The sequence below is a fragment of the Microbispora hainanensis genome, from assembly GCF_036186745.1.
GTDB lineage: Bacteria > Actinomycetota > Actinomycetes > Streptosporangiales > Streptosporangiaceae > Microbispora.
Map to the genome: position 1 here is coordinate 7,047,107 of NZ_CP108086.1, position 23,171 is coordinate 7,070,277.

Consider the following 23,171-nt stretch of genomic DNA (forward strand, 5'->3'; position numbering starts at 1 on the left):
AGCCGGTCGGGATCCGATCCGGCCCAGGGTGTCAGGTGTGTGTTCTGAGGCTGCGCCGCTGCAGGAGCACGGCGATGACGATGATCGCGCCCTTGGCGACGAGCTGGTCGGCGGTGTTCAGACCGTTGAGGATGAACAGGTTGGTGATCACCGTGAAGATCAGCAGACCCAGGATCGACCCGATGATCGTGCCCCGGCCGCCGCTCAGCAGCGTCCCACCGATGATCACCGCCGCGATCGCGTCCAGCTCGTACAGATCACCATGCGTGGACGACCCCGTCGTGGTCCGCGCCATGATCAGCACCGCGGCGATCCCGCAGCACAGACCCGACAGCGCGTACAACATCAGCGTGTGCTTGCGCACGTCGATACCGGCCAGCCGCGCCGCCTCGGGGTTGCCGCCCACCGCATAGGTGCGCCGGCCGAACGTCGTACGGTTCAGCACCACCCAGCCGATCAGCACCACCAGCGCGAACACATACACCAGCAACGGCAGCCCGAGCAGCCGCGTGGTCGACAGGTCCACGATCAGCGAGTTGTCCGGCTGCACCAGCTGCGTGCGCTGGTTCGACATCCGCTGCGCCAGGCCACGCCCGGCCACCATCATCGCCAGCGTCGCGATGAACGGCACCATCCGCCCATAGGCGATCAAAATGCCGTTCAACAGTCCCGCGCCGGTGCCGACCAGCACCGCGCACACGATCATCACGATCGGCCCGTAGGACTGCGTGGCCAGCGTCGTCGCCCACACCGAGGCCAGCGCCATCAACGCCCCGACCGACAGGTCGATGCCACCCCCGATGATCACGAACGTCATCCCGACCGTGATCACACCGATCGTCGAGGCCAGCGCCAGAATGCTCACCAGGTTGGACGAGGTGGCGAAGTTCTCCGGCCTGGTCACCAGACCCACGATCGCCAGCAGCACCAACGCCGCGACCAGCCCCAGGTGCCGGACCTCGCCCAGCCGGCCGAACCGCCCGCCCGGACCCGCCGCTACGCGCGGGCCGGCCTGCGCGGCCTGATCGACCTCAATCATCGAACGCTCCTTCAGAGGGGGGAATTGCAACACCAGACCCGGCATCGGAGCCGGAGTCGGAATCAGTGGCGAGGGTGGCCTCGCCATCGGAGCCGGCGGCCTGCCCGGCCGTCTGCCCAGCGCTTTGCTCGGCGGCCTGTCCGGCGCTTCGCCCGGCGGCCCGCCCGGTGGTTTGTTCGGTGGAGACCATCACGAGGTCGAGCACGCGGTGTTCGTCCAGGTCCTCGGCCGGGGCCTCGTGCACGATCCGGCCCTCACGCACCACCAGCACCCGATCGGCCAGCCCCAGCACCTCGGGCACCTCACTGGACACCAGCACCACCCCGATGCCGTCATCGGCCAGCCGGCGCACCAACGCGTACAACTCCGCCCGCGCCCCGACATCCACCCCACGCGTCGGCTCGTCCAGCAACAACAACTTGCGGTCCTCGGCCAGCCACCGCCCCAGCACCGCCTTCTGCTGGTTGCCCCCCGACAACGTCCGCACCGGACGCCGCGGATCCGGCGGACGAATATCCAGCGCCTGCGCCAACCGCGTCGCCTCGGCCAGCTCCGCCCGCCGATCCAGCCACCCCAGCCACCGCGGCCTGGTGTACCGGCTCAAACTCGCCAGCGTGATGTTCTGCGCCACCGGATGATCCAGCAGCAACGCCTGCGCCTTACGCTCCTCCGGCGCCAGGCCCATCCCCATCCGCACCGCCCGCGTCGTGCTGCCCCCACGCACCACCCGGCCATCCAGCACCACCCGGCCGCTCGCCCGCCGCGCCCCGTAGATCGCCTCGACGATCTCACTACGACCCGACCCGACCAGCCCCGCCAGCCCGACGATCTCCCCCGCCCGCACACTGAACGACACATCCGCGAACCGGCCCGGCAGCGTCAGCCCCTCCACCCGCAGCACCTCCGGCCGCCCCTCATGGACATCCCGGCCCGGCCGCGGCGGGAACACATACTCCACATTCCGGCCCGTCATCAACGCCACGATCTGCCCGGTCGGAGTGTCCTTGGCCGACAACCCCACCGCGACCGTCCGCCCGTCCTTCAACACCGTGACCCGATCCCCGATCTCCCGGATCTCCTCCAAACGATGGGAGATGTAGATCACCGCCACCCCCTGCGAGGTGAGATCACGGATCACCCGGAACAGATTGGCCACCTCGTCATGGGCCAACGCCGCCGACGGCTCGTCCATGATGATCAACCGGGCCGAATGCGACAACGCCCGCGCCATGCTCACGATCTGCTTGTGCGCCGGCGACAACCGGCCCACCTCGGTCCGCGGCCGGATCTCCCCATGCCCCAACCGGCCCAGCAACTGCGCCGCCGCCCGATCGGCCTCACCCCGCCGCGAAAACCCCAGCCGCGCCGGCTCATGACCCAAGAAGATGTTCTCCGACACGCTCAACCCGTCCACCAGGTCGAGCTCCTGATAGATCGTCGCGATGCCATGCCCCATCGCCGCGGTCGGCGGCGCCAGCCGCACGGGCGAGCCGTCCAGCAGCACCTCCCCCTCATCCGGCGCATGCGCACCCGACAAGATCTTGATCAGCGTGGACTTCCCGGCCCCGTTCTGCCCGAGCAGGCAGTGCACCTCACCAGCCCTGACCTCCAGGTCCACACCATCCAGCGCACGTACGCCGGGAAACTGCTTGACGATTCCTCGCATCACGAGCAGCGATGACGGGTCGGATGATGACCGCGGCACAGGAGCCTCCTGAAAAACGGTGCGGCCGGAAAACAGTGCGGCCGTGGCCCCGCCCGCCTGACGGCGCCGGTTGGCACCGCCGCGACGGCATCGAGGTCGGCGTCAACGATGCCGGCGCGGCTCCGGACGACGATCAGGCGGGCGGGACGTTCTGGGGGGAAAGGAGATGGTTGGTTCCCGTCCGCTTGACCGCATGCGCCATTGCCACGGCGCCGGGGATGGGCGGGAGGCGCCGAGGCATACGGGACGGACGGTCAAGCGGACGGGCGTCTGGATCCGGCGGGCGAGGGGTCGGGCCGCGTGGCGGGCACGCGGATCAGGGTGAGTGGGGCAGTCGGGCCATCGGGGTGCCCTCGATCACTCCGATGGCGGGGGATGATCGGATCGCGATGCTCGTGGGGTCGGACAACGCTCGCTCGACGACGACTCCGGCCGCGCCGCGTGAGGCGGCGCCGAAGCCGAGTGTGGAGGCGACGAACCGGCAGCGCTCGACGGCGCCGTTCATGCCCACACGCGCCAGCTCCTGCTCAGCCGCCGGGATTATCCGGTCGGCGAGCCTGGCGAAGTAGCCGCCCAGCACGATCACTCGCGGGTTGAAGAGGTTGACCAGCATGGCCGCTCCGATTCCGAGCCACCTGCCCACCTCCACTGCGGCGGCGTCGACACGGGGGTCTCCCTCCGCACGCCGCTGCTCGATGTCGGCCAGCCGTTCCTCCGGGTCGCGGACGACCTGGTGGTCCGTGCCGTACGCGCGGTCGGGTGTGGCCATGCGGACCAACGCGGCCAGTCCGACCTTCGTCTCCCAGCAGCCGAGACGGCCGCAGCGGCACCGCTCGCCGGAGGGATCGACCATTACGTGGCCGACCTCCCCGGCGAATCCGTCCGCTCCGCCCAGCAACCGGCCGCCGGAGATGACGCCGCCGCCGACGCCCACCTCGCCGGTGAGGTAGACCAGATCGGAGGTGCCCGCCGCGACACCCGAGGTGTACTCGGCGAGCGCGGCGAGGTTGGCGTCGTTGTCCACCGTGATGGGGATGTCTCCGTGGATGTCCGCGTGGGACAGCCGCTCCGCCACCGCCACGCCGTGCCAGCCGAGGTTCGGGGCGACGACGACGGTGCCGGTCGTGGTGTCGATCAGGCCGGGGACCGCCACGGTGATCCCCGCCAGCGCGACCCCGAGCCGGTCGAGATCGGCGACGGTTTTCTCGATCACGCGGACGAGCTCGTCCAGTGACCGTTCCGGGCCCGATCCCATCGCGTCGAAGCCGATGCGCCGGTCGATGAGCACCCGGCCGGCGAGGTCGGTGGCGATCGCGGCGATGTAGTCGACGTTGACTTCGACGCCCAGGGCGCCGACTCGCGAGCCGTCCAGGGCGAGCGCGACACTCGGACGGCCGACGGAGCCCGCGTACTGCGGGCCCGTCTCCTTGACCAGTCCGCGTGCCTGCAGCTCGCTCACCAGGCTGGTGACGGTGGTCTTGTTCAACCCGGTCGCGACGGCGACGGCCGACCGGGAGCACGGGCCGTACGTGCTCACGTGGCGCAGCACCAGAGCGAGGTTCGAACGGCGCACGGTGGCCTGGTCCGCGGGAAGCCCCGCGGACCCGCCGCGACTCATCGAGTCGGTCGTGTGGCCGTCGGCCTTGCTGTGGTCCACGCCGCTCCTTCAATTAGTTCGCATGGCTCGCCGAATTAAAGGCAGCCACATCCCGGGGAGACAAGTGTGAAACCGGTTGCAGGTTTTGTAACGTTCCGATAACCGGAAACGGGATAGATCGCGACGTGCGGAAATACGAGCGATGCCAACTCGTTACGCATTCCGGGGGTGCACGATCGGACATCGCCGTGTTACAACCCTCATTAATTGATCTCGGAGACAAACAAAAGGCAGGTGGACGCGGGTGTCGAAGGAACCGCACCTCACCCGCGCCCCGAGCGGCGCCGCGCCGCCGGCGGGTCCCGCCGCCCTCCGCAGGGCGAACCTCTCGCTGGTGCTGCGCGAGCTGCGCGACCACATCTCCTTGTCCCGCGCCGACATCGCGGAGGCGACCGGGCTGCACCGGGCCACCGTCTCCAACCTCATGGCCGAGCTCCTGGAACGGCGGCTCGTACGGGAGGTCGGCGTCGAGCACGTGGGTGCGATCGGGCGTCCGAGACGGGCGGTCGCGCTGCACGGCGCGCACGTCGGCGCCCTCGGCATGGAGATCAACGTCGACTACATCGCGGTTCACGGCACCGACCTCAGCGGCCGGGTCCTGGTCGAGCGCAGGGTGGTCTACGACACGATGGGCAGCGGCCCGGACAACTCCGTGCGCCGGCTCGGTCTCGTGGCCAAGGAGGCCGTGGAGGCGATGCGCCGGGCCGGGGCGGCCCCTGCCGGCATCGTCGTGGCCGTCCCCGGGCTCGTGGACGTGGCCCGTGGAGTCGTGACACTCGCGCCGAACCTCTACTGGCGCGATCTCCCCCTCGCCGACCAGCTGAGCGCCATACTCGGCCCGCTGCAGGTTCCGGTGCGGGTGGACAACGACGCCAACCTCGCCGCGGTGGCCGAATTCACCTCGGGCATCGCCGCCGGCACACCCGACCTGGTCTACCTCACCGGTGAGGTCGGCGTCGGCGGCGGCATCATCTCGGGTGGCAGGCTGCTGCGCGGAGCGGACGGATTCTCCGGCGAGGTCGGACATCTGCGGGTCGATCCGAACGGCGACCAGTGCGGCTGCGGCCGCGTCGGCTGCTGGGAGACCAAGGTCGGACTGGCCGCACTCGTCCGTGCCGCCATGCCGGAGCAGGCGTACGGCCTGCCCGGCATGCCGGTGCCCGACCCCGGTGAACGGATGGCCGACATCGCCAGAGGCCTGGCCTCGGGCGACCGTCGGATGATGATGGCGGTGGCGCAGGTGGGCGAGTGGCTCGGGCTCGGCGGCTCGATCCTTGCCAACCTGTTCAACCCGCGAGTGATCGTCATCGGAGGCTACTTCGCCTCACTGGCCCAGTGGCTGCTCCCGCACGCGCAGGACCAGCTGCAACGGCTCGTGGTGGCCGCCCCCGCCGCCCAGTGCCGGTTCGTCGCCTCCACGCTCGGCTTCGGTGCCGCCTCCCGCGGCGCCGCGAGCATGGTGGTCAACCACATCATCGACGACCCTGCGACGATCATGGATCCATTACCCGGGCCGGCAGTTTACTGACGGCCCCCCACAGACCTGGAGAGGGCACCCTCCAGCAACCGCAATATCCGCTACGACCAAGTGGCAACAAGCGCGGCGGCGCGCGCCTTGCCTGACGTCCCCCCGGTCAGGAAGGGTTTTCAATGTCTCCACGTCAACGAACGTGGGCCAGGCCGTTCAGTACGGCCGTGCCAGAAAAGGGACGACGCATCAGACGTCGGACCGCGGCGACGATGGCCATGGCCCTCGTCGCTCCCGTCATCACTCTCTTCTCGGCGCCGGTGAGCGCCGAGGCCGCCACGACTACGGCCGCGGCGGCGGCGCCCGACTTCAAGGTGCTGGTCTTCTCCAAGACGACCGGCTTCCGGCACGACTCGATCCCCGAGGGCATCGCGGCCGTGCAGCAGCTCGGCCAGCAGAACAACTTCGCCGTCGACACCACCGAGGACAGCACCAAGTTCACGGACGAAAACCTGGCGCAGTACCAGGCCGTGGTCTTCATGTCCACGACCGGTGACCCGCTGGGCACGCAGGACCAGAAGGACGCCTTCCAGCGCTACATCGAGAAGGGCGGCGGCTTCGTGGGCGTCCACGCCGCCGCCGACAGCGGATACAACTGGGCCTGGTACGGCAAGCTGGTCGGGGCTTACTTCAAGCAGCACCCGGCGATCCAGCAGGCCACCGTCAAGGTCGAGGACCCGGCGCACCCGTCCACCAAGGACCTGCCGACGACCTGGACCCGTACCGACGAGTGGTACGACTACCAGACCAACCCGCGTGGCACGGTCCATGTCCTGACGTCGCTGGACGAGAAGTCCTACTCCGGCGGCACGATGGGCGCCGACCACCCGAACACCTGGTGTCAGGACTACGACGGCGGCCGTTCGTGGTACACCGGGCTCGGCCACCAGAAGGAGAACTACAGCGAGGCCAACTTCCTGAAGCTGCTGCTGGGCGGCATCAAGACCGCCGCCGGCGCGGTCAGGGCCGACTGCTCGGCCTCCCAGAGCGAGAGCTTCGAGAAGGTCACGCTCGACGACAACACGTCGAACCCGATGATGCTGGACGTCGCCAAGGACGGCCGGGTCTTCTACATCGACCGGCTCGGCGAGGTCAAGGTCATCAAGCCCAGCGGCGGCACGGTGACGGCGGCGAAGCTGAACGTCTTCACCGCCAACGAGAGCGGCCTGCTCGGGCTGGCGCTCGACCCCGGCTTCGACACGAACCACTGGGTGTACCTGTACTACTCGCCCAACGGGGAGAACGTCGACCGGCTGAGCCGGTTCACGGTCACCGGTGACACCCTGGACCTGTCGAGCGAGAAGAAGCTCCTCGACGTCCCGGTGCAGCGGGCCGAGTGCTGCCACCACGGCGGCGGCATGGTGATGGACCCCAAGACCGGCAACCTGTGGCTGGCCGCGGGCGACAACACCAACCCGTTCGCCTCGGACGGCTACGCGCCGATCGACGAGCAGTCCGGCCGGGCCAACTGGGACGCCCAGCGCACCTCGGCCAACACCAACAGCCTGAGCGGCAAGCTGCTGCGCATCCACCCCGAGGCTGACGGCACCTACACGATCCCGTCGGGCAACCTGTTCGCTCCGGGCACGGAGAAGACCAAGCCGGAGATCTACGGCATGGGCTTCCGCAACCCGTTCCGCATGGGTCTCGACCCCAAGACGGGTTACATCATGCTCGGCGAGTACGGCCCCGACGCCAACGCGGCGAGCTCCACCCGGGGTCCGCAGAACACGGTCGAGTGGAACCTCATCTCCCAGCCGGGCAACTTCGGCTGGCCGTACTGCATCGGCAACAACACGCCGTACATCGACTACGACTTCGCCACCAAGAAGTCGGGGTCGGCGTTCAACTGCGCGGCGCCGGTCAACGACTCGCCGAACAACACCGGTCTGACCAACCTGCCGCCGGTGACTCCCGCGACGGTCTGGTACCACTACGCGGCCGACCCGCAGAACTTCCCCGAGTTGTCCGGCGGCGCCCCGATGGGCGGCCCGGTCTACCGGTACGACGAGAACCTGCAGTCGGACGTGAAGTGGCCGGCGTACTGGGACGGCAAGGCCATCTTCGGTGAGTGGAACAACAACGCCATCTGGTCGTTCCAGCTCAACGAGGACGGCAACAAGCTCGTCGAGATGAACCGAATCCTTCAGAAGATGAGCTTCAAGAAGCCCATGGACATGAAGTTCGGCCCCGACGGCGCTCTGTACCTGATCGAGTGGGGCTCCGGCTTCGGCGGCGACAACGCCGACTCCGGCGTCTACCGCATCGAGTACACCAAGGGCCAGCGCCCGCCGGTCGCCCGCGTCACCGCGGACAAGACGGACGGGCCCCTGCCTCTCACCGTCCAGTTCTCCAGCGAGGGCAGCCGGGACCCGGACGACAAGGCGCTCACCTACGCCTGGGACCTCGACGGTGACGGCGAGACCGACTCCACCGACCCCAACCCCACCTTCACCTATGAGGAGGCGGGCGAGTACAACGTGGTCCTGACCGTCACGAACACCGACGGCAAGACCGCCACCGCCAGCGTGGTGATCAACGCGGGCAACACCCGTCCCACCGTCACGGTGGACCTGCCGCCGAACGGCGCCTTCTTCGACTTCGGCGACCAGGTGAAGTTCAAGGTCACCGTCACCGACCCCGAGGACGGCACGATCGACTGCGACAAGGTCCAGATCCAGGCGATCCTCGGCCACGACAGCCACGGCCACCCGCTCGACCAGCTCAAGGGCTGTGAGGGCACGCTGCAGACGCAGCTGGCCGGCCACGGCGAGTACGACAACCTGTTCTACGTGATCGAGGCCAGCTACACCGACGAGGGCGCCGACGGTGGTGCCAAGCCGCTGATCGGGCGGGGCCAGGTCATCCTGGAGCCCAAGCGCAAGCAGGCCGAGCACTTCAGCCAGACCGGCCGGGTGGCCGACGGCAAGGGCACCGACGCCGCAGGCGTCCAGTCCGAGACCACGAGCGACACCCAGGGCGGCAACCAGCACATCGGGTACATCCAGGATGGTGACTGGTGGTCGTTCGACCCGGTCAACCTGACGAACGTCTCCGCGATCCGGCTGCGGGCCTCTTCGGGCGGCGCAGGCGGCACCGTGGAGATCCGCACGGGCAACCCCGAGACCGGCACGCTGGTCGGTTCGGTCGAGGTGACGCCCACCGGCGGCTGGCAGACGTTCACCGACGTCACGCTCGAGCTGACCAACCCGCCGTCCGAAAGCGGACCGCTGTACTTCGTCGTGCGCAAGCCGGCGAGCGCGGCGAACGACGCCTACCTGGCCAACTTCAACTGGGTCGACTTCGTGGGCAAGGGCGCCACGGAGAACCAGCGCCCGAACGTGACCGCGGAAGCGAACCCGACGTCGGGCGTCGCCCCGCTGCAGGTCAACTTCAAGGCGACGGCGGCCGACCCCGAGGGTGACCCGATCACCTACAAGTGGAACTTCGGCGTGAGCGACGCGCCGCAGCCCACCACCGCCGAAGCGAGCTACACGTACACCGCGCCGGGCAACTACACCGCCGTGGTGACCGTGACCGACGACAAGGGCGCGTCCAGCACCGCCCAGATCCCGATCAAGGTGGACCCGCCGGCCACGGTGTGCTTCACCGGCCGCTCCGACGACTTCCTGGGCAACCAGCTCGACCGTGACCGCTGGTCGGTCATCCGGGAGAACCAGGACCTGAGGGTCGCCGACGGCAGCCTGATCATCCCGACCTCTGCCACCGACATCTACCAGACGACCAACAACACGCCGAACATCGTCGTGCAGCCGGCGCCGTCGGGCGCCTGGACCGCCACCGCCAAGCTCACGCTGAGGGCGACCGACGCGTACCAGCAGGCGGGCCTGGTGATCTACGGCGACGACGACAACTACGCCAAGATGGTGCTCGAGGCGCGGTCGACCTCCGGTTCGGACCACGCCAACCGCATCTTCCAGTTCATCCGCGAGGAGAACGGCGCGCCGAACGAGGTGTCGCAGAGCAACACGGCCACCCTCGGGGACGCCTACCCCGACACGGTGTACGTGCGGTTCATCAGCGACGGCACCAACATCACCGCGCACTACTCGTCGGACGGCACCACGTTCACCGCGATGCCGGAGACCAAGTCGCTCGCCGGGATCAACAACCCGAAGATCGGCCTGATCTCGCTGGCGGGGGCCAACCACCCGGTGGTGGACGCGGCCTTCGACTGGTTCCACATCACGCCGGATGACAAGGCGACCGCGCCGAGCCCGGACGACGAGTTCGACGGCACCACGCTCGACGTCTGCCGCTGGAACGCGATCGTCCGTCCCGACGCCACGGCGATGCGCGTGAGCGACGGCAAGCTGCAGCTCGACACCACCACGGGTGACATCTACGGGGCGACCAACGGCGCTCCGAAGAACTTCATCCTGCAGACCGCTCCGAACGGCGACTGGACGCTGGAGACCAAGGTTGACGCCTCGGCCCTCAACGAGCAGTACCAGCAGGGCGGCCTGATGGTGTACGGCGACGACGACAACTACGTGAAGTTCGACTTCCTCGCCACCAACGCCGCAGGGTCGACGGTGGCGCGGACGATCGAGCTGCGCAGCGAGGTCGGCGGCACCGTGCAGAACCCGCAGCCGCAGGTGAACAACCTCACCACCGGTGTGTGGTGGCTGCGCCTGAAGAAGGAGGGGGACAGCTTCACCGGCTCCTACTCCTCCAACGGCACCACCTGGACCGACCTCGCCACCAACGGCACGGTCGCGGTGGTGAAGAACAGCGCCGTGGCGAACGCGTCGAAGATCGGTGTCTACACCATCGGCACCAACCAGAGCGCGTCCAAGACGGTCACGTTCGACTACTTCAAGCTGATCAAGCCGCAGAGCGACCCGGAGGTCAAGCTGACCGTCACCGCGTCCTCCCGCTGCATCGGCACCTCGGCGTACGTGGCGGTCACGGCCGTCAACGACGGTGACGTGCCGGCGACGATCGAGCTGAACACCCCGTTCGGCAAGAAGACGGTGGCCGACGTGGCCCCGGGTAAGCAGGCCTACCAGTCCTTCAACACCCGGGCCGGGCAGATCGACGCGGGTTCGGTGACCGTCACCGGCACCGCGACGATCAACGGCAAGCAGGTCACCTCGTCCTACGACGCCGACTACGCGGCGGCGAGCTGCCGCTGACCGCATCACCGGCGGTGACCTCGGTCACCACGACGAGGTCACCGCCGTAGCTCAACCCGGGGCCGGCCGCCCAGCCGGCCGGCCCCGCCCCCCATAAATGGAGCGATTCATGAAAATCACCAGGTCCAGCCAGATACTCGCCGCGTCCGTGCTCGGCCTCACCCTCGCCGGTGCCGGCCTGGCCGGTCCCGCGGCGGCCGACGACGACCCCGCCGGCACCGGCGGCATCGACGTGTCGGTGAACATCCAGTCCACCAGCACCCCCGGCCAGCTCTCGATGACGGTGGCCGACAACACCGGGGTGTCGCTGCAGGAGAACGGGTCGGACGCCACCGCTCGCCAGTTCACCGGCACCCTGCCGACGGTCACCGTGACCGACACCCGCACCCCCGAGGAGATCCCCGCGGGCGAGTACTGGGCGGTCGTGGGCCAGGCCAGCGAGTTCGTCGCGGCCGACGACCCGAGCAAGACCATCGGCCCCGAATACCTGGGCTGGAGGCCGCGCCTGCTGAGCGACTCCACCACCGGTGCGGTGGCGGCCGGTGAGCCGGTCTCCAGCGTCATCTCCGACGGCTCCGGAGCTCCCACGGTGGGTCTGGAGGGCCAGGAGCTGCTGGTCTCCACCGCCAACTCCGCCGACGAGATCGGCACCTCCCGGGTCAACGCCGACCTCGCCCTGCGCACCCCGGTCGACGTCGCCGCCGGCGAATACCACTCCACCATCACGCTGTCGCTGTTCAACCAGTCCTGATCTACAGGTACGACACCCCCCACCGTGGGCGTCCGGGACTCGCGCGACCTGACGCGCGCCCCGGACGCCCACCCGGAGACAGGAGAGACCATTGCCGACCGAGAACCGCTCGCAGGGCGCCCCCGCCCTGCTCGCCGCCCTGGCCGTTCTGCGGGCTGTCGGCACCCTCTTGGTCGCCATGGTCGCCGTGGCGGCGTTCGCCGTCCCGGCCGGTGCCGACACCACCTGGTCGGTCGTCCCGGCCAACGCCGACGGCCCCGACGGCCGCACCGTCATCGACATCGAACTCCCCGCCGGACAACAGATCACCGAACACATCGCCGTCATCAACCGCTCCACCCAACCCGTCGACTTCGCCATCGACGCCAACGACGGCTACCTCACCACCAAGGGCTACTTCGACATGCGGCCCCCCGAGGCCACCCCCGTCGACGGCGGCTCCTGGATCACCGTCCCCGAAAAAGTCACCATCGCCGCCGGAGCCACCACCGTCGTCCCCATCACCGTCGCCATCCCCCAAAACGCCACCCCCGGCGACCACCCCGCCGGCGTCACCGCCTCCGTCGACGCCGTCTCCGGCCAGGTCCGCGTCCACAACCGCGTCGGCGTCCGCGTCAACATCCGCGTCACCGGCACCTTCGCCGCCAAAATCGCCGTCAGCAACGTGAAGACCGCCTACACCTGGTCGTGGAACCCCTTCACCCCCGGCACCGTCGAAGTCACCTACACCCTCGCCAACACCGGCAACGTCCGCCTGGCCCCCGACAGCCGCATCCAGACCTCCACCCTCGCCGGCGACAACGCCTGGGACGACACCTCCGAAGCCAGAGCCCGCGAAATCATGCCCGGCGGCAGCCGCACCTTCACCGCCCGCATCACCGGCACCTGGCCCCTGGGACCCATCGGCACCACCATCACCGCCATCCCCTCCCCCGCCGGCAAACCCCTGCCCGGCGTCACCGCCGAACGCGTCGCCATCGACACCACCGTCTGGGCCATCCCCTGGCCCCAGCTCACCCTCCTCGTCCTGCTCGCCCTCGCCGTCATCGCCCTCCGCGTCACCAGCACCCGACGCCGCCGCCGCATCGAAAAGCTGATCCTCCTCAACAGCCACGGCACCCCCCTCGGCACATGAGCCGGCGTCCCCCGTTCCTTCCGATCACCGCATCCGCCCCTCAGGAGGTGGCGACATGAACCGACCCAGGCAACCGATGCCCGTCCAGCGGCCTCCGGTCCGGGGCCGCGTGCTCGCCCTCACGGCCGCGTTCGCGCTCGGCGCGATGGTCTCCGGCGGCGTGGTGTTCGGGATGACCCGGCCGAGTTCGATCGAGCAGATGGCCGACCAGATCCGCGCCGAGTCCGCCCTCCGGGACAAGGCGCAGATCAAGACCCTGACGGAGCTGGCCCGCACCACGCGGGACCGGCTCGTCCCCGTGCTCGACGGACTGGACCGGGCCCTGCCCGTGGACGGCACGGCAGGACCTGCCGTGATCACCGCAGCCGACGTCGAGAACTGGCGGAAGGCCGCCACCGCGGCCGTGGAAGGCTTCGCCGACCCGCCATCCGGTGAGACCGCCACCAATGTGGCGCGGTCGAGTCTCACCTCCGCCGTGCGGCAGCTCGCCACGATCGTCGACACCTACGCCGCCGCGCGGGACCTCACCGGACCGGCCCGCACCGCCGCGATGGACCTGGTCGTACGGCAACGCGCCGACGCGCTGTTCACCTGGTCGGTCGGAGCCACCGCCCTCGACGCCGTGAACGTCGACGCGGGCTACGGCCACCAGCACGTCTTCCTGCCGACATCACCCGGCGAAGGGGATCTCACCCCCGACGCCGAACCCGAAGGGAACCACGACTCGTGAAAAAGGCACTGACCTACGTCCTCACCGGCCTGCTGGCCGGGCTCGTGCTGATGCTCGGCGCACCGGCGGCCTCCGCCCACGGCGGAGCGATCAAGCTGGAGGTGACCGGGGACGGCGCCGACAACGTCAACGTGCTGGCGACGTACAAGAAGGACAACCATCCGGTCACGGAGGTCGTCGAGGCGACGCTGACCGCGACCTCGACCGACGGCCGTTCCTTCGGGCCGGTGCCGCTCAGGTCGGCGCCCGAGGGCCAGAACCTCTACCACTCCGCCGAGCCGCTGCCGAGCGGCGAGTGGGAGGTCACCGTGACCGCGACCGAGCCCTCCAAGGCGAAGGTGAAGGCGAAGGTGAAGGCGGGCGAGATCGCCGCCTCGCCCGTGGCGGCGGTCGGGCCGGCGCCCGCGCAGAGCAAGGCGGCCGCTGCCGCGGCGGCGGACGAGGAGAGTGCGACGGGGATGCCTTTCAAGATCGGCATCATCGTTCTCGTGGCGCTTCTCGCCGTCGTGGCCTTCATCGCCCTCGCCCGGCGCAACCGGGCGAGCATCGGGCGCTGAAAAATCCCGGGAATACAAATCGGACGCTGAACAACCCCGGGTGGAAATACACCAGGTGCAACACAACAGGTGGCCGTCCTCGTCCAGGACGGCCACCTGTTGTATTGGTTTGTATTGGTCCGGGCGTAGCGATTCAGGCGTAGTGATTCAGGCGTAGTGCCGGTAGATCACCCGGGCGACGCAGGCCGGCTTGGCCGCGCCGTCGATCTCGACGGTGAAGTCGAGCAGCATCTGGACGCCGTCGCCGGGGACGTCCTCGACGGAGACGACGACGGCGGCGAGGCGGATCCTGCCTCCGACCTTGACCGGGCTGGGGAAGCGGACCTTCTCCAGCCCGTAGTTGACGCTCATCTTCACGCCCTGGATGTCGAGCAGCTCGCCGAACAGCGGGATGACCAGCGACAGGGTGAGGTAGCCGTGGGCGATCGGGCCGCCGAACGGCCCGGCCGCGGCCCGGACGGGATCGACGTGGATCCACTGATGGTCGTCGGTGGCGTCGGCGAAGGTGTTCACCCGTTCCTGGGTGATCTCCAGCCAGCCGCTGTGGCCGAGGTCCTTGCCGGCCAGCGCCTTGATCTCGTCGAGCCCGTGCACGGTGGTGGTCATGCGCCTGTCGTCCTCTCCTGCGTGCCGAGCCCGAGCAGGCGTACGGCGTTGTCCTTCAAGATTTTCGGGCGGACCTCGGGCTTGATCTCAAGCTTGTCGAAGTCGGCCAGCCAGCGGTCCGGGGTGATCACCGGATAGTCGGAGCCGAAGAGCACCTTGTCCTTGAGCAGCGTGTTGGCGTAGCGCACGAGCTGCGGCGGGAAGTACTTCGGCGACCACCCCGACAGGTCGATGTAGACGTACGGCTTGTGCGTGGCGACGGCCAGCGCCTCGTCCTGCCAGGGGAACGACGGATGGGCCAGGATGATCCGCAGCTCGGGGAAGTCCACGGCCACGTCGTCCACCAGCATGGGATTGCCGTACTTGAGCCGGATGCCGCCCCCGCCGGGAACGCCCGCGCCGATGCCGGTCTGCCCGGTGTGGAACAACGCCGGAACGCCCAGCTCCTCGATCGCCTCGTACAGCGGGTAGGCCACGGGGTCGTTGGGGGCGATGCCCTGGATGCTCGGGTGGAACTTGAACCCGCGCACGCCGTGCTCCTCGACCAGCCGCCGCGCCTCGCGCACGCCCGCCCGGCCCTTCCAGGGATCGACGCTGGCGAACGGGATCAGCACGTCGGCGTGCTCCGCGCAGCTCTCCGCGACCTCCTCGTTCGAGATGCGCGGATGCCCGGTGGCGTGCTCGGCGTCCACGGTGAACACCACCGCGGCCATCTTCCGCTCCCGGTAGTACGCGGCGATCTCCGCGATGGTCGGCTGCCGGTGCCCGTGGGCCTTGAAGTAGTCCTCCGAGGCGCCGAACAGCTCCGGGCTCAGCGAGCCGTGGCCGTCCTTGGAGATCTCCGCGTGCGTGTGGACGTCGATCGCGACCAGGTCGGCGACGTTCATGACGGCCATGTCAGGCTCCCGGGGCGTCCGCGGCGGGGACCTTCGGCGCGGGGATGCCGTACGTCTCCGGCTCGGCGCCGACACCCGACTGCCAGGAGGCGGCGATGGCCTCGGCCGTCCATCCTCCGTCGGCGAAGGCGACGGCCTTCTCCGCCGGGTGCGACCACAGCGCGAGGCGGTCGCCGCCGATCCCGATCGCCTGGCCGGTCACGCCCGCTGAGGCGTCCGAGGCGAGGAACACCACGAGCCCCGCGACGTCCTCGACCGTGCCCAGCCCCTCGTCCTTGCGCAGCCACTCGGGGAACGGCTTCCCGGTCCGCTCGGACTCCTCGATGATCGGGGCGAAGACGGGGATCGTCTTGGTCATCTCCGTCGCCGCCACCGGGACGACCGCGTTCACCGTGATGTTCGCCCTGGCCAGCTCCAGCGCCCAGGTCCTGGCCATCGCCACGATGCCCGCCTTGGCCGCCGCGTAGTTGGTCTGCCCGAAGTTCCCGCGCTGTCCCGCCGGCGAGGAGATCAGGATCAGCCTGCCGCCGCTCCCCTGCTCCCGCATCCGGATCGCCGCGGCCCGCGCGCACGTGAACGTGCCGCGCAGGTGCACGCCGATGACCGCGTCGAAGTCGTCGTCGGACATCTTCCACAGGACCCGGTCGCGCAGGATGCCCGCGTTGGTGACCATCACGTCCAGCCGGCCGAACTCCTTGACCGCCGTGGCCACCAGCAGGTCGGCCACCTCGGCGGAGCCGACCGCGGCGACGACGCTCCGCGCCTGGCCGCCGCCGGCGGTGATGGCCTCGACCACCTGCGCGGCCGCGTCGCCGTCCACGTCGTTGACGACCACGGCCGCCCCGGCCGCGGCGAGCGCTTCTGCGTACGCGCGGCCGAGCCCGCGGCCCGCACCTGTGACGACGGCGACCTTGCCGGAAAGCTCCATGGGTTCCCCCTGAAATGTACGCGAATACAGCGAAATATACGACAGATTTATGATGATCGTCAAAGATATGCCCAACATATCGGCGAGCTCGGCCCGTGTGACGGAGCCGGGGACGCTCGGCGTCAGGCCAGGACGACGTTCTCCAGCCACCGGCCGACGCGCTCGACCACCTCGTCGCCGAAGGTGCGGGCGTCGACGTTGTCGGCGTGGATCTCGATCACCGGGAACCCGGCCGCCTCCAGTGCCCTGGCCGTGAAGTAGCTGCCGCGCGGGTCGTCGGAGACCAGATGGACCACGCCGTCGATGCCGTGCAGGCGCGCCTCCTTCACGTACCACTCGCTCGACCACGGCGGGGTGTAGAGCTGGTCGGTGAAGGCGGCGAAGCGCGCCGCCAGCGCTCTCATCGGGTCGTCGCCGTAGCGGATGTACCCGTCGGCGGCGATGGCCAGGTACATCGACCAGACGAACACCGCGCCGTACTCGTCCTGGAAGCGCTGGTAGAAGCCCATGTCATACCAGAGGCCGCGGCCGATCCACATCAGCCGGGCCCGTTCGTCCGGGCACGCGGCCTGGCCCGTGTCGACCCGCTCGCGCACCTCCTCGTAGAAGCGCTTCGCGATGTCCCTGGCCCACTCGGTGCCGCGGTGCCACTGCGGGAGCATGACGCTGGGGATGCTGTCCACGACGCCGAGCGGCGCGGGCCGGGTGCGGGCGATGAGGTCGCGTGTCTTCCTGTTCCACTCCTCCTGCTCGTTGACCAGGGCCATCACCTCGCGGAAGCGGGACTCGCTGAAGCGCCTGCCGGTGGTGGTCTCCAGGAACCTGACGAGGTTCTCCAGCTCAGCGGTGAGCAGGTCCAGCCTGGCCGGGCCGACGGCCTGCTCCCAGCGGTGCGGCATGAGCTCCCACCAGTTGACGGGGACCTCGTTCTCGGCGGCGCTCTCCAGCGGATAGAAGGTGACGCCGGGCTCGTGACCCCAGATGTCGAAGACCTTGCGGGTGACATCGCCGGTGGCGTCGCCGACGATGATGTCCGGCTTGGGCAGACCGCCCCACGGGCCGGCCTCCGGTTCGGGGTCGAAGGCCGAGCCGAGGGTGACGGCGTTGTACTGCTCGGAGTAGTCGGGGTAGCCGCGCTGCCGCACCAGCTCCAGGTAGTGCCCCGAGCGCTGTTTGGCCGCCACCAGGGACGCCCACCACTGGCTGACCGCGTACGGGATGTCCATCGTGCGGAAGATCTCATGCGGGACGTCCGCGTTCAGCAGGGCGAACGGCTCGCCGTCGGCGACCCGCCGCCGCAGGTCGGCGAACCATTCGCGCTGGTGCCTGCCCGCCTCGGCCGCGGTGGCGAGGGATTTCACACTGCGCATGGATGTTCCTTCCGCAGGGCGGTCAGGTCGGCGCGCCCGTACTCCTGGCGCTCCAGCAGCACGGCGGGGACGTCGAGCGCCGCGCGCTGCGCCGGGAAGTCCCAGGCCGGGGCCTCGTCGGCGATCCTGGAATAGGCGACGAACACCTCGGCCCGGCACTGCCGTACGGCCCGGGCCGCGTGCGCGGCGCGTTCGCCCGCCGTGGCCCGGTGGGCGGTCGGGCCGCTGTGGTGGTAGTGCTCGGCCAGCGCGTCGAGGCCGCCCGCGCCCACCGGCCTGTCCGGCTGCGGCCCGCCGAAGGAGTGGTCCTCGCCGACGATCACGTAGCCCTCGGACTCGACGGCCTCGTACACGTGCGGCGTGTCGTGGTCGCTGCCGCTCAGGAAGACGCGCCGCCCGGTGTGTTCTTCCAGCCGTCCCGCCTCGGCCAGCAGCCGTTCCAGCAACGCGATGTGCTCGTCCACGGGCAGGCCCGGGTCGGCCACCGCGAGGAACTGCCGCCCGGTCAGGCGGGCGGGCACGGCCCTGCGCAGCTCGGCGACGGCGGCCAGCAGCCGCCGGCGCTCGTCGTGCGCCGCCACCGCCCCGGCCAGGTCGAGGGGACGGCCGGTCCATGCCTCCAGCCTGGCCGCGAACTCGCCGATCCTGCGCCGGTTGTATCGGGCGGTGGTGCGGTGCGGCAGGTGCAGGATGTCGACGAGATACACCTCGGGCAGCCGCGTGCCCGGCTCCACGCGGCGCAGCTCGCGCAGCGCGTAGAACAGCCGCAGCGACGCCTCGCAGTCATGCGAGACCACGACGTGGTCCAGGTCGCCGAAGGCCCCGTCGAGCAGCCGGGTGAGCACCGAGCGGGCCATCGGATCCACCCCGCGGCCCAGGTAGCGGTCACCGAGCGCGGAGCCGGACTCCGGGTCGCCGGTGAGACGGAACGCGCTGACCCCCGCGGCCGTCAGCAGTTCGACCGGCATGTCCGCCCCGACGTACCCGACGACCGGCGTCCGGGTGCCTGCCAGGCCCTCCGACGAGGCCGGGGAGGCCGGGGGGCGGGGTGCGGCGCGCCGCGCGTACGCCTCCTCCAGCGCGGCGAGCGCCGTGGGCATGTCAGATCACCCCCTCTTCGGCCAGGGCCTTGAGCTCGTCGTCGGAGTAGCCGAGCAGGCCGCCGTAGATCTCGGCGTTGTGCTCGCCGAGCGCGGGCGCGGGCCGGTCGAGCGCCGCCTCGGAGGCGGAGAAGCGGATCGGCACGCCGGTCCCGTACAGGTCCCCCTGGCGGCCGTGACGCGGATGCTCCAGCGGCACGACCTCCTCGCGCTCCAGCACGAGCGGGTCGCGTACGGCGTCGCCGGGCTCGCGCACCTCGGCGGCGGGGACGCCGTGCAGGGTGAGCGCGTCGAGGATCGCGGCGAGCGGGCGGTCCGCCGCCCACGCGGCCACCAGCTCGTGCAGCTCGCCGGCGTTGGCGACGCGCGCGTCGCGGGACGCGAACCGCGGGTCGGCGGCCAGGTCGTCGCGTCCCATCGCCGCGAACAGGCCGCGGGCGAACGCGTCGGTGGGGCCGCACAGCGCGAACCAGCCGTCCGCGGCGGGGAACGTTCCGAACGGCGCCAGCCTGGGCACGGTCGTCCCGGTGCGCATGGGCAGGCCCAGCTTCTCGTAGGCGTCGAACGGCTCGCACGCGACCAGCGAGGTCAGCGCCCCCAGCATGGAGACGTCCACGTGCTGGCCCTGGCCGGTCGCGTCGGCGCGCAGGACCGCGGCGAGCGTGCCGATCACCGCGTACAGCGGCGCGACGAGGTCGCCCACCGGCAGCCCGAAGCGGACCGGCGGCTCGCCGGGCGCGCCCGCGGTCATCATCACGCCGCTGAGCGCCTGGATGATGGTGTCCATCGCCTTGCCGGAGCCGGGACCGCCCTGCGCGCCGAAGCCGCTGATCGACGTGCACACGATGCGCGGGTTGATCGCGCTGGCCCAGTCGTGGCCGATGCCGAGCCGCGTCATCACGCCGGCGCTGTAGTTGTCGATCATGATGTCCGCCTGCCTGACCAGACCGGCCAGGATGTCGCGGGCCTTGGGGTGCTTCAGGTTGAGCGTGACGCTCTGCTTGTTGCGGCCGCGCAGGAGCATCGACACGGACATGTCGTCGTCGCCGTGGCGGCCCAGCGTCAGCCCGTCCGCGCCGAGATAGGGGGCGTTGTTGCGGGAGGTGTCGCCGCCGGTCAGCGGGTTCTCCACCTTGATGACCCGGGCGCCGAGCCCGGCCAGCAGCAGCGTCGCGTACGGTCCGGACAGCGCGGTGGTCAGATCGATCACCGTGCGGCCGGCGAGCGGGCGGTCAGCCACGCAGCACCACCTCGTCTCCCTCCCAATGAAACTCCGTCGTCAGGCCCGCCTGCCGCGTGATGCGCTCGATGTACGCGACGACCCGCCGCCCCTCCTCGTCGTCACCGAGCGGCACCGGCCGCCCCGCGTCGTCGATCCAGCAGGGCACGAGGCCTGCCGACACCAGGCCGTCCCGGTCGAACCGGCAGACCGCGATCGCGGTGTTCCGGCTCTCGGGATGGAAGGGGTAGTGCGGCATGTCCGGATCGGGCGCGAAGCCGTACAGCTCGACTCTGCGGCGCGCCCACGCGGCACGTTCGCCCGCGTCGCCCGTGGCGGGCGTCAGCGCGTGAGTGACGGTCACGAAGTTGCCCAGGCCGTGATAGATCGGCCTGCCGCGGTACATCTCGACGCCGCGCATGATGTGGGCGTGGTGGGCGAACACGGCGTGCGCGCCGGCGTCGATCGCGGCGTGCGCCACGGGCCGCTCGTACATCGCCAGCACGGCGGGCGTGTGCCCGACACCCTTGTGCAGCGACACCGTCACGATGTCGGTCTCGGCGGCCAGGGCCGCCACGTCCTCGGCCATCCGCTCCAGCGAGGCGGGGTCGGCGAAGGTGTAGACGGCGGGCGGCCCGCCGGGACTCGCGTGGTCGAGCTCGTAGTGGGTCAGCACCTTTATGTATGCGCAGCCGGGCTTGCGGCTGGTCGCCCAGGACTCGCGGGGACCGACGCAGTTGTAGCCGAGCACCCCGATCCGCAGGCCGTCGTGCTCCACCACGGCGGGGCGGCGGGCCTCTTCAAGGGTCAGACCGGCGCCCGTGGTGGTCAGTCCCGCCTCGGTCGCATACTTGATCGTGTCGGCCACCCCCTGGTCGCCGGCGTCGTAGACGTGGTTGCCCGCGAGCGTCACCACGTGGAAACCCGCCTCGGCGACCGCCGACAGCGCGGCGGGATCGGCGGGCGGGGCGGGGACGTCGGTGCTGACCTGGGCGGTGGACGTGCTGTGGGGCACCTCGATGTGGCCGATCACCACATCGCCCCGGCCCAGCGTCTCCCGCGCCGGGGCGAAGAAGGACGCCGGGTCGGGCTCGTCGACGACGAGGTCGCCGACGGCCATTACCGTGAAACTCAAGGGGTGATCTCCTCTTTCAGGAGGCGTTCGCCGGGAATCTCCGCCGGACGGCCGGAGTAACGCGACAGGAAGGCGCGCAGGCGGGGCGAGGCGGGGTTGTCGAAGATCTCCTCGGGAGTGCCCGTCTCGACGATCTGGCCCTTCTCCATGAAGACGCACCGATCGGCCACCTCACGGGCGAAGCTCATCTCGTGCGTCACGATGATCATCGTCATGCCGCCGCGCGCGAGGTCGAGCACGACGCTCAGCACCTCGTCCACCAGCTCGGGGTCCAGGGCACTGGTGGGCTCGTCGAACAGCATGATCCGCGGGTTGGTCGCCAGGGCCCTCGCGATGGCGACGCGCTGCTGCTGTCCTCCGGACAGCATCCGGGGATGGGCGTCCGCCTTGTCCGCGAGCCCCACCCGCTCCAGCAGCCGCAGCGCCTCCCGCCGCGCGTCCTCCGGCCTCCGGCCGTGGACCAGCACCTGCGCCTCGATGACGTTGCGCAGCACGCTCCAGTGCGCGAACAGGTTGAACTGCTGGAAGACCATGCCCATGCGTCCGCGCTGGGCGGCCACCCGCCGGTCCGGCAGGGGGCGCAGGTGGCCCCGGTGGAACTCGTAGCCGAGCAGTTCCCCGTCGAGGTACATGGCCCCGCCGTCGATGCTCTCCAGCTGGTGGACGCACCGGGCCAGGGTGGACTTGCCCGAGCCGGACGGGCCGATCACGGTGACCACCTCGCCCTCGTGCACGTCGAGGCTCACCCCGTCGAGCGCCACGTGGTCCCCGAACCGCTTGCGCACGTCGCGGACGCGCAGGACGGGCGTGTCGCTCACCGCTGCCCCTTTCCGAAGTGCCGCTCCAGGCGCCGCTGGCCCATGGACAGGCTGATGACCACCACCAGGTACCAGGCGCAGGCCACGATCAGCAGCGGCACGATCTCGTAGGTCCTGTTGTAGATCACCTGCACCGAGTAGAGCAGGTCGGCCATCGCGATCACGCTGACCAGGGAGGTGCCCTTGAGCAGGCTGATGAACTCGCTGCCGGCGGGCGGGACGATCACCCGCATCGCCTGCGGGAGCACGACCTTCATGAAGCTCTGCCTGGCCGTGAACCCCATCGCGCGGGCCGCGTCGCGCTGGCCGCCGTCCACGGCAAGGATGCCGGCCCGGACGATCTCGGCCATGTAGGCGGTCTCGTGCAGGGTGAGCCCGATGACGGCCGCGGTCAGCGAACTGATCACGGAGTTGGTCGGCCACGAGACGAACGTCGGGCCGAACGGGATGCCCAGCGGGATCCGCGGCAGCAGATAACCGAGGTTGAACCAGAAGATCAGCTGGACCAGGGGCGGGATGCTGCGGAAGACCGTGACGTAGACGCCGCAGGCCCAGGCCACCGGCCGGAATCCGCTCAGCCTGCCCGCCGCGAGAAGCACCCCGAGCACGCTGCCCAGCAGCATCACGATGACGGTGAGCAGCAGCGTCATGCCCAGGCCGCGCAGGACGTTCGGGTCGAACAGATACCTGCCGGCCACCGGCCACTCGAACCGGGGGTTGCTGACGAGGAACCAGGCGAACTGCGCGACGAGCACGAGCAGCACGGCCCCGGCCGCCCACCGCAGGGGGCGGATGCGCGGACGGGCCGAGGCGACGTCCACGACCTGTGGTGCCATGG

The 23,171-nt window shown here is 70.0% G+C and carries 18 protein-coding genes; 6 read left to right on the plus strand and 12 right to left on the minus strand.

Annotation, left to right across the window (positions count from 1 at the left end):
* Window positions 1-31 precede the first annotated feature (31 nt).
* The 3 genes from OHB01_RS32370 to OHB01_RS32380 all read right to left on the minus strand — a co-directional run bounded on the left by OHB01_RS32370 (window position 32) and on the right by OHB01_RS32380 (window position 4,401).
* Window positions 32-1,084: an ABC transporter permease gene (locus tag OHB01_RS32370; protein ID WP_328854434.1), complete on the minus strand. Its 1,053-nt coding sequence runs from the start codon at window positions 1,082-1,084 to the stop codon at window positions 32-34.
* Complete coding sequence (locus OHB01_RS32375; protein ID WP_328854435.1) at window positions 1,032-2,705, minus strand: sugar ABC transporter ATP-binding protein; 1,674 nt, start codon at window positions 2,703-2,705, stop codon at window positions 1,032-1,034. The genes OHB01_RS32370 and OHB01_RS32375 overlap by 53 nt, the downstream gene beginning before the upstream one ends.
* A gap of 355 nt (window positions 2,706-3,060) precedes the next feature.
* Window positions 3,061-4,401, minus strand: a complete 1,341-nt coding sequence (locus tag OHB01_RS32380) for an ROK family transcriptional regulator (RefSeq protein WP_260617567.1) — start codon at window positions 4,399-4,401, stop codon at window positions 3,061-3,063.
* A gap of 244 nt (window positions 4,402-4,645) precedes the next feature.
* Here OHB01_RS32380 and OHB01_RS32385 point away from each other — a divergent pair, with 244 nt between their 5' ends.
* The 6 genes from OHB01_RS32385 to OHB01_RS32410 all read left to right on the plus strand — a co-directional run bounded on the left by OHB01_RS32385 (window position 4,646) and on the right by OHB01_RS32410 (window position 14,261).
* Window positions 4,646-5,929 (plus strand): ROK family transcriptional regulator, encoded by a 1,284-nt coding sequence (locus OHB01_RS32385; RefSeq protein ID WP_142652654.1) that lies wholly within the window; start codon window positions 4,646-4,648, stop codon window positions 5,927-5,929.
* Between the two features lie 212 nt (window positions 5,930-6,141).
* Window positions 6,142-11,088: a ThuA domain-containing protein gene (locus tag OHB01_RS32390; RefSeq protein ID WP_328854436.1), complete on the plus strand. Its 4,947-nt coding sequence runs from the start codon at window positions 6,142-6,144 to the stop codon at window positions 11,086-11,088.
* Window positions 11,089-11,197: 109 nt separating this feature from the next.
* Window positions 11,198-11,839, plus strand: a complete 642-nt coding sequence (locus tag OHB01_RS32395; protein WP_328854437.1) for a hypothetical protein — start codon at window positions 11,198-11,200, stop codon at window positions 11,837-11,839.
* 91 nt (window positions 11,840-11,930) lie between these two features.
* On the plus strand, window positions 11,931-12,974 hold the full coding sequence (locus OHB01_RS32400; RefSeq protein WP_328854438.1) for a WxL protein peptidoglycan domain-containing protein: 1,044 nt from the start codon (window positions 11,931-11,933) through the stop codon (window positions 12,972-12,974).
* Between the two features lie 55 nt (window positions 12,975-13,029).
* On the plus strand, window positions 13,030-13,704 hold the full coding sequence (locus OHB01_RS32405; protein ID WP_142652460.1) for a hypothetical protein: 675 nt from the start codon (window positions 13,030-13,032) through the stop codon (window positions 13,702-13,704).
* On the plus strand, window positions 13,701-14,261 hold the full coding sequence (locus tag OHB01_RS32410; protein ID WP_142652459.1) for a hypothetical protein: 561 nt from the start codon (window positions 13,701-13,703) through the stop codon (window positions 14,259-14,261). Before OHB01_RS32405 ends, OHB01_RS32410 begins: the two co-directional genes overlap by 4 nt.
* Window positions 14,262-14,408: 147 nt before the next feature.
* Here the strand turns inward: OHB01_RS32410 and OHB01_RS32415 are convergent, their stop codons facing one another.
* From OHB01_RS32415 to OHB01_RS32455, 9 genes are all read right to left on the minus strand, one after another.
* A complete protein-coding gene (locus OHB01_RS32415) occupies window positions 14,409-14,867 on the minus strand; it encodes a MaoC family dehydratase (protein WP_142652458.1) in 459 nt (152 codons plus the stop codon).
* Window positions 14,864-15,754 carry an amidohydrolase family protein gene (locus OHB01_RS32420; protein WP_142625111.1) on the minus strand — a complete coding sequence of 297 codons (891 nt, stop codon included), beginning with the start codon at window positions 15,752-15,754 and terminating at the stop codon, window positions 14,864-14,866. Before OHB01_RS32420 ends, OHB01_RS32415 begins: the two co-directional genes overlap by 4 nt.
* Window positions 15,755-15,764: 10 nt before the next feature.
* Window positions 15,765-16,691: an SDR family oxidoreductase gene (locus OHB01_RS32425; RefSeq protein WP_328854439.1), complete on the minus strand. Its 927-nt coding sequence runs from the start codon at window positions 16,689-16,691 to the stop codon at window positions 15,765-15,767.
* Between the two features lie 122 nt (window positions 16,692-16,813).
* Window positions 16,814-18,061 carry a 2-hydroxyacyl-CoA dehydratase family protein gene (locus OHB01_RS32430; protein WP_168066603.1) on the minus strand — a complete coding sequence of 416 codons (1,248 nt, stop codon included), beginning with the start codon at window positions 18,059-18,061 and terminating at the stop codon, window positions 16,814-16,816.
* A complete protein-coding gene (locus OHB01_RS32435; protein WP_142652456.1) occupies window positions 18,049-19,161 on the minus strand; it encodes a 2-hydroxyacyl-CoA dehydratase family protein in 1,113 nt (370 codons plus the stop codon). Before OHB01_RS32435 ends, OHB01_RS32430 begins: the two co-directional genes overlap by 13 nt.
* 1 nt (window position 19,162) lies before the next feature.
* Window positions 19,163-20,401 carry a CaiB/BaiF CoA transferase family protein gene (locus OHB01_RS32440; RefSeq protein ID WP_147945290.1) on the minus strand — a complete coding sequence of 413 codons (1,239 nt, stop codon included), beginning with the start codon at window positions 20,399-20,401 and terminating at the stop codon, window positions 19,163-19,165.
* Window positions 20,394-21,515, minus strand: coding sequence for a CapA family protein (locus OHB01_RS32445; protein WP_261986038.1), 1,122 nt, complete (start codon window positions 21,513-21,515; stop codon window positions 20,394-20,396). The genes OHB01_RS32440 and OHB01_RS32445 overlap by 8 nt, the downstream gene beginning before the upstream one ends.
* Entirely contained in the window at window positions 21,512-22,333 is an 822-nt protein-coding gene (locus tag OHB01_RS32450; protein ID WP_142652454.1) for an amino acid ABC transporter ATP-binding protein, read from the minus strand. The genes OHB01_RS32445 and OHB01_RS32450 overlap by 4 nt, the downstream gene beginning before the upstream one ends.
* Entirely contained in the window at window positions 22,330-23,169 is an 840-nt protein-coding gene (locus OHB01_RS32455) for an amino acid ABC transporter permease (protein ID WP_205831233.1), read from the minus strand. The genes OHB01_RS32450 and OHB01_RS32455 overlap by 4 nt, the downstream gene beginning before the upstream one ends.
* Between the last annotated feature and the right edge of the window lie 2 nt (window positions 23,170-23,171).

Coding starts and splice junctions, on each gene's coding strand:
- OHB01_RS32370 (WP_328854434.1), bottom strand. CDS start 1,084: ATGCCGGGTCTGGTGTTGCAATTCCCCCCTCTGAAGGAGCGTTCGATG.
- OHB01_RS32375 (WP_328854435.1), bottom strand. CDS start 2,705: ATGCGAGGAATCGTCAAGCAGTTTCCCGGCGTACGTGCGCTGGATGGT.
- OHB01_RS32390 (WP_328854436.1), top strand. CDS start 6,142: ATGGCCATGGCCCTCGTCGCTCCCGTCATCACTCTCTTCTCGGCGCCG.
- OHB01_RS32395 (WP_328854437.1), top strand. CDS start 11,198: ATGAAAATCACCAGGTCCAGCCAGATACTCGCCGCGTCCGTGCTCGGC.
- OHB01_RS32405 (WP_142652460.1), top strand. CDS start 13,030: ATGAACCGACCCAGGCAACCGATGCCCGTCCAGCGGCCTCCGGTCCGG.
- OHB01_RS32415 (WP_142652458.1), bottom strand. CDS start 14,867: ATGACCACCACCGTGCACGGGCTCGACGAGATCAAGGCGCTGGCCGGC.
- OHB01_RS32420 (WP_142625111.1), bottom strand. CDS start 15,754: ATGAACGTCGCCGACCTGGTCGCGATCGACGTCCACACGCACGCGGAG.
- OHB01_RS32425 (WP_328854439.1), bottom strand. CDS start 16,691: ATGGAGCTTTCCGGCAAGGTCGCCGTCGTCACAGGTGCGGGCCGCGGG.
- OHB01_RS32430 (WP_168066603.1), bottom strand. CDS start 18,061: ATGCGCAGTGTGAAATCCCTCGCCACCGCGGCCGAGGCGGGCAGGCAC.
- OHB01_RS32435 (WP_142652456.1), bottom strand. CDS start 19,161: ATGCCCACGGCGCTCGCCGCGCTGGAGGAGGCGTACGCGCGGCGCGCC.
- OHB01_RS32455 (WP_205831233.1), bottom strand. CDS start 23,169: ATGGCACCACAGGTCGTGGACGTCGCCTCGGCCCGTCCGCGCATCCGC.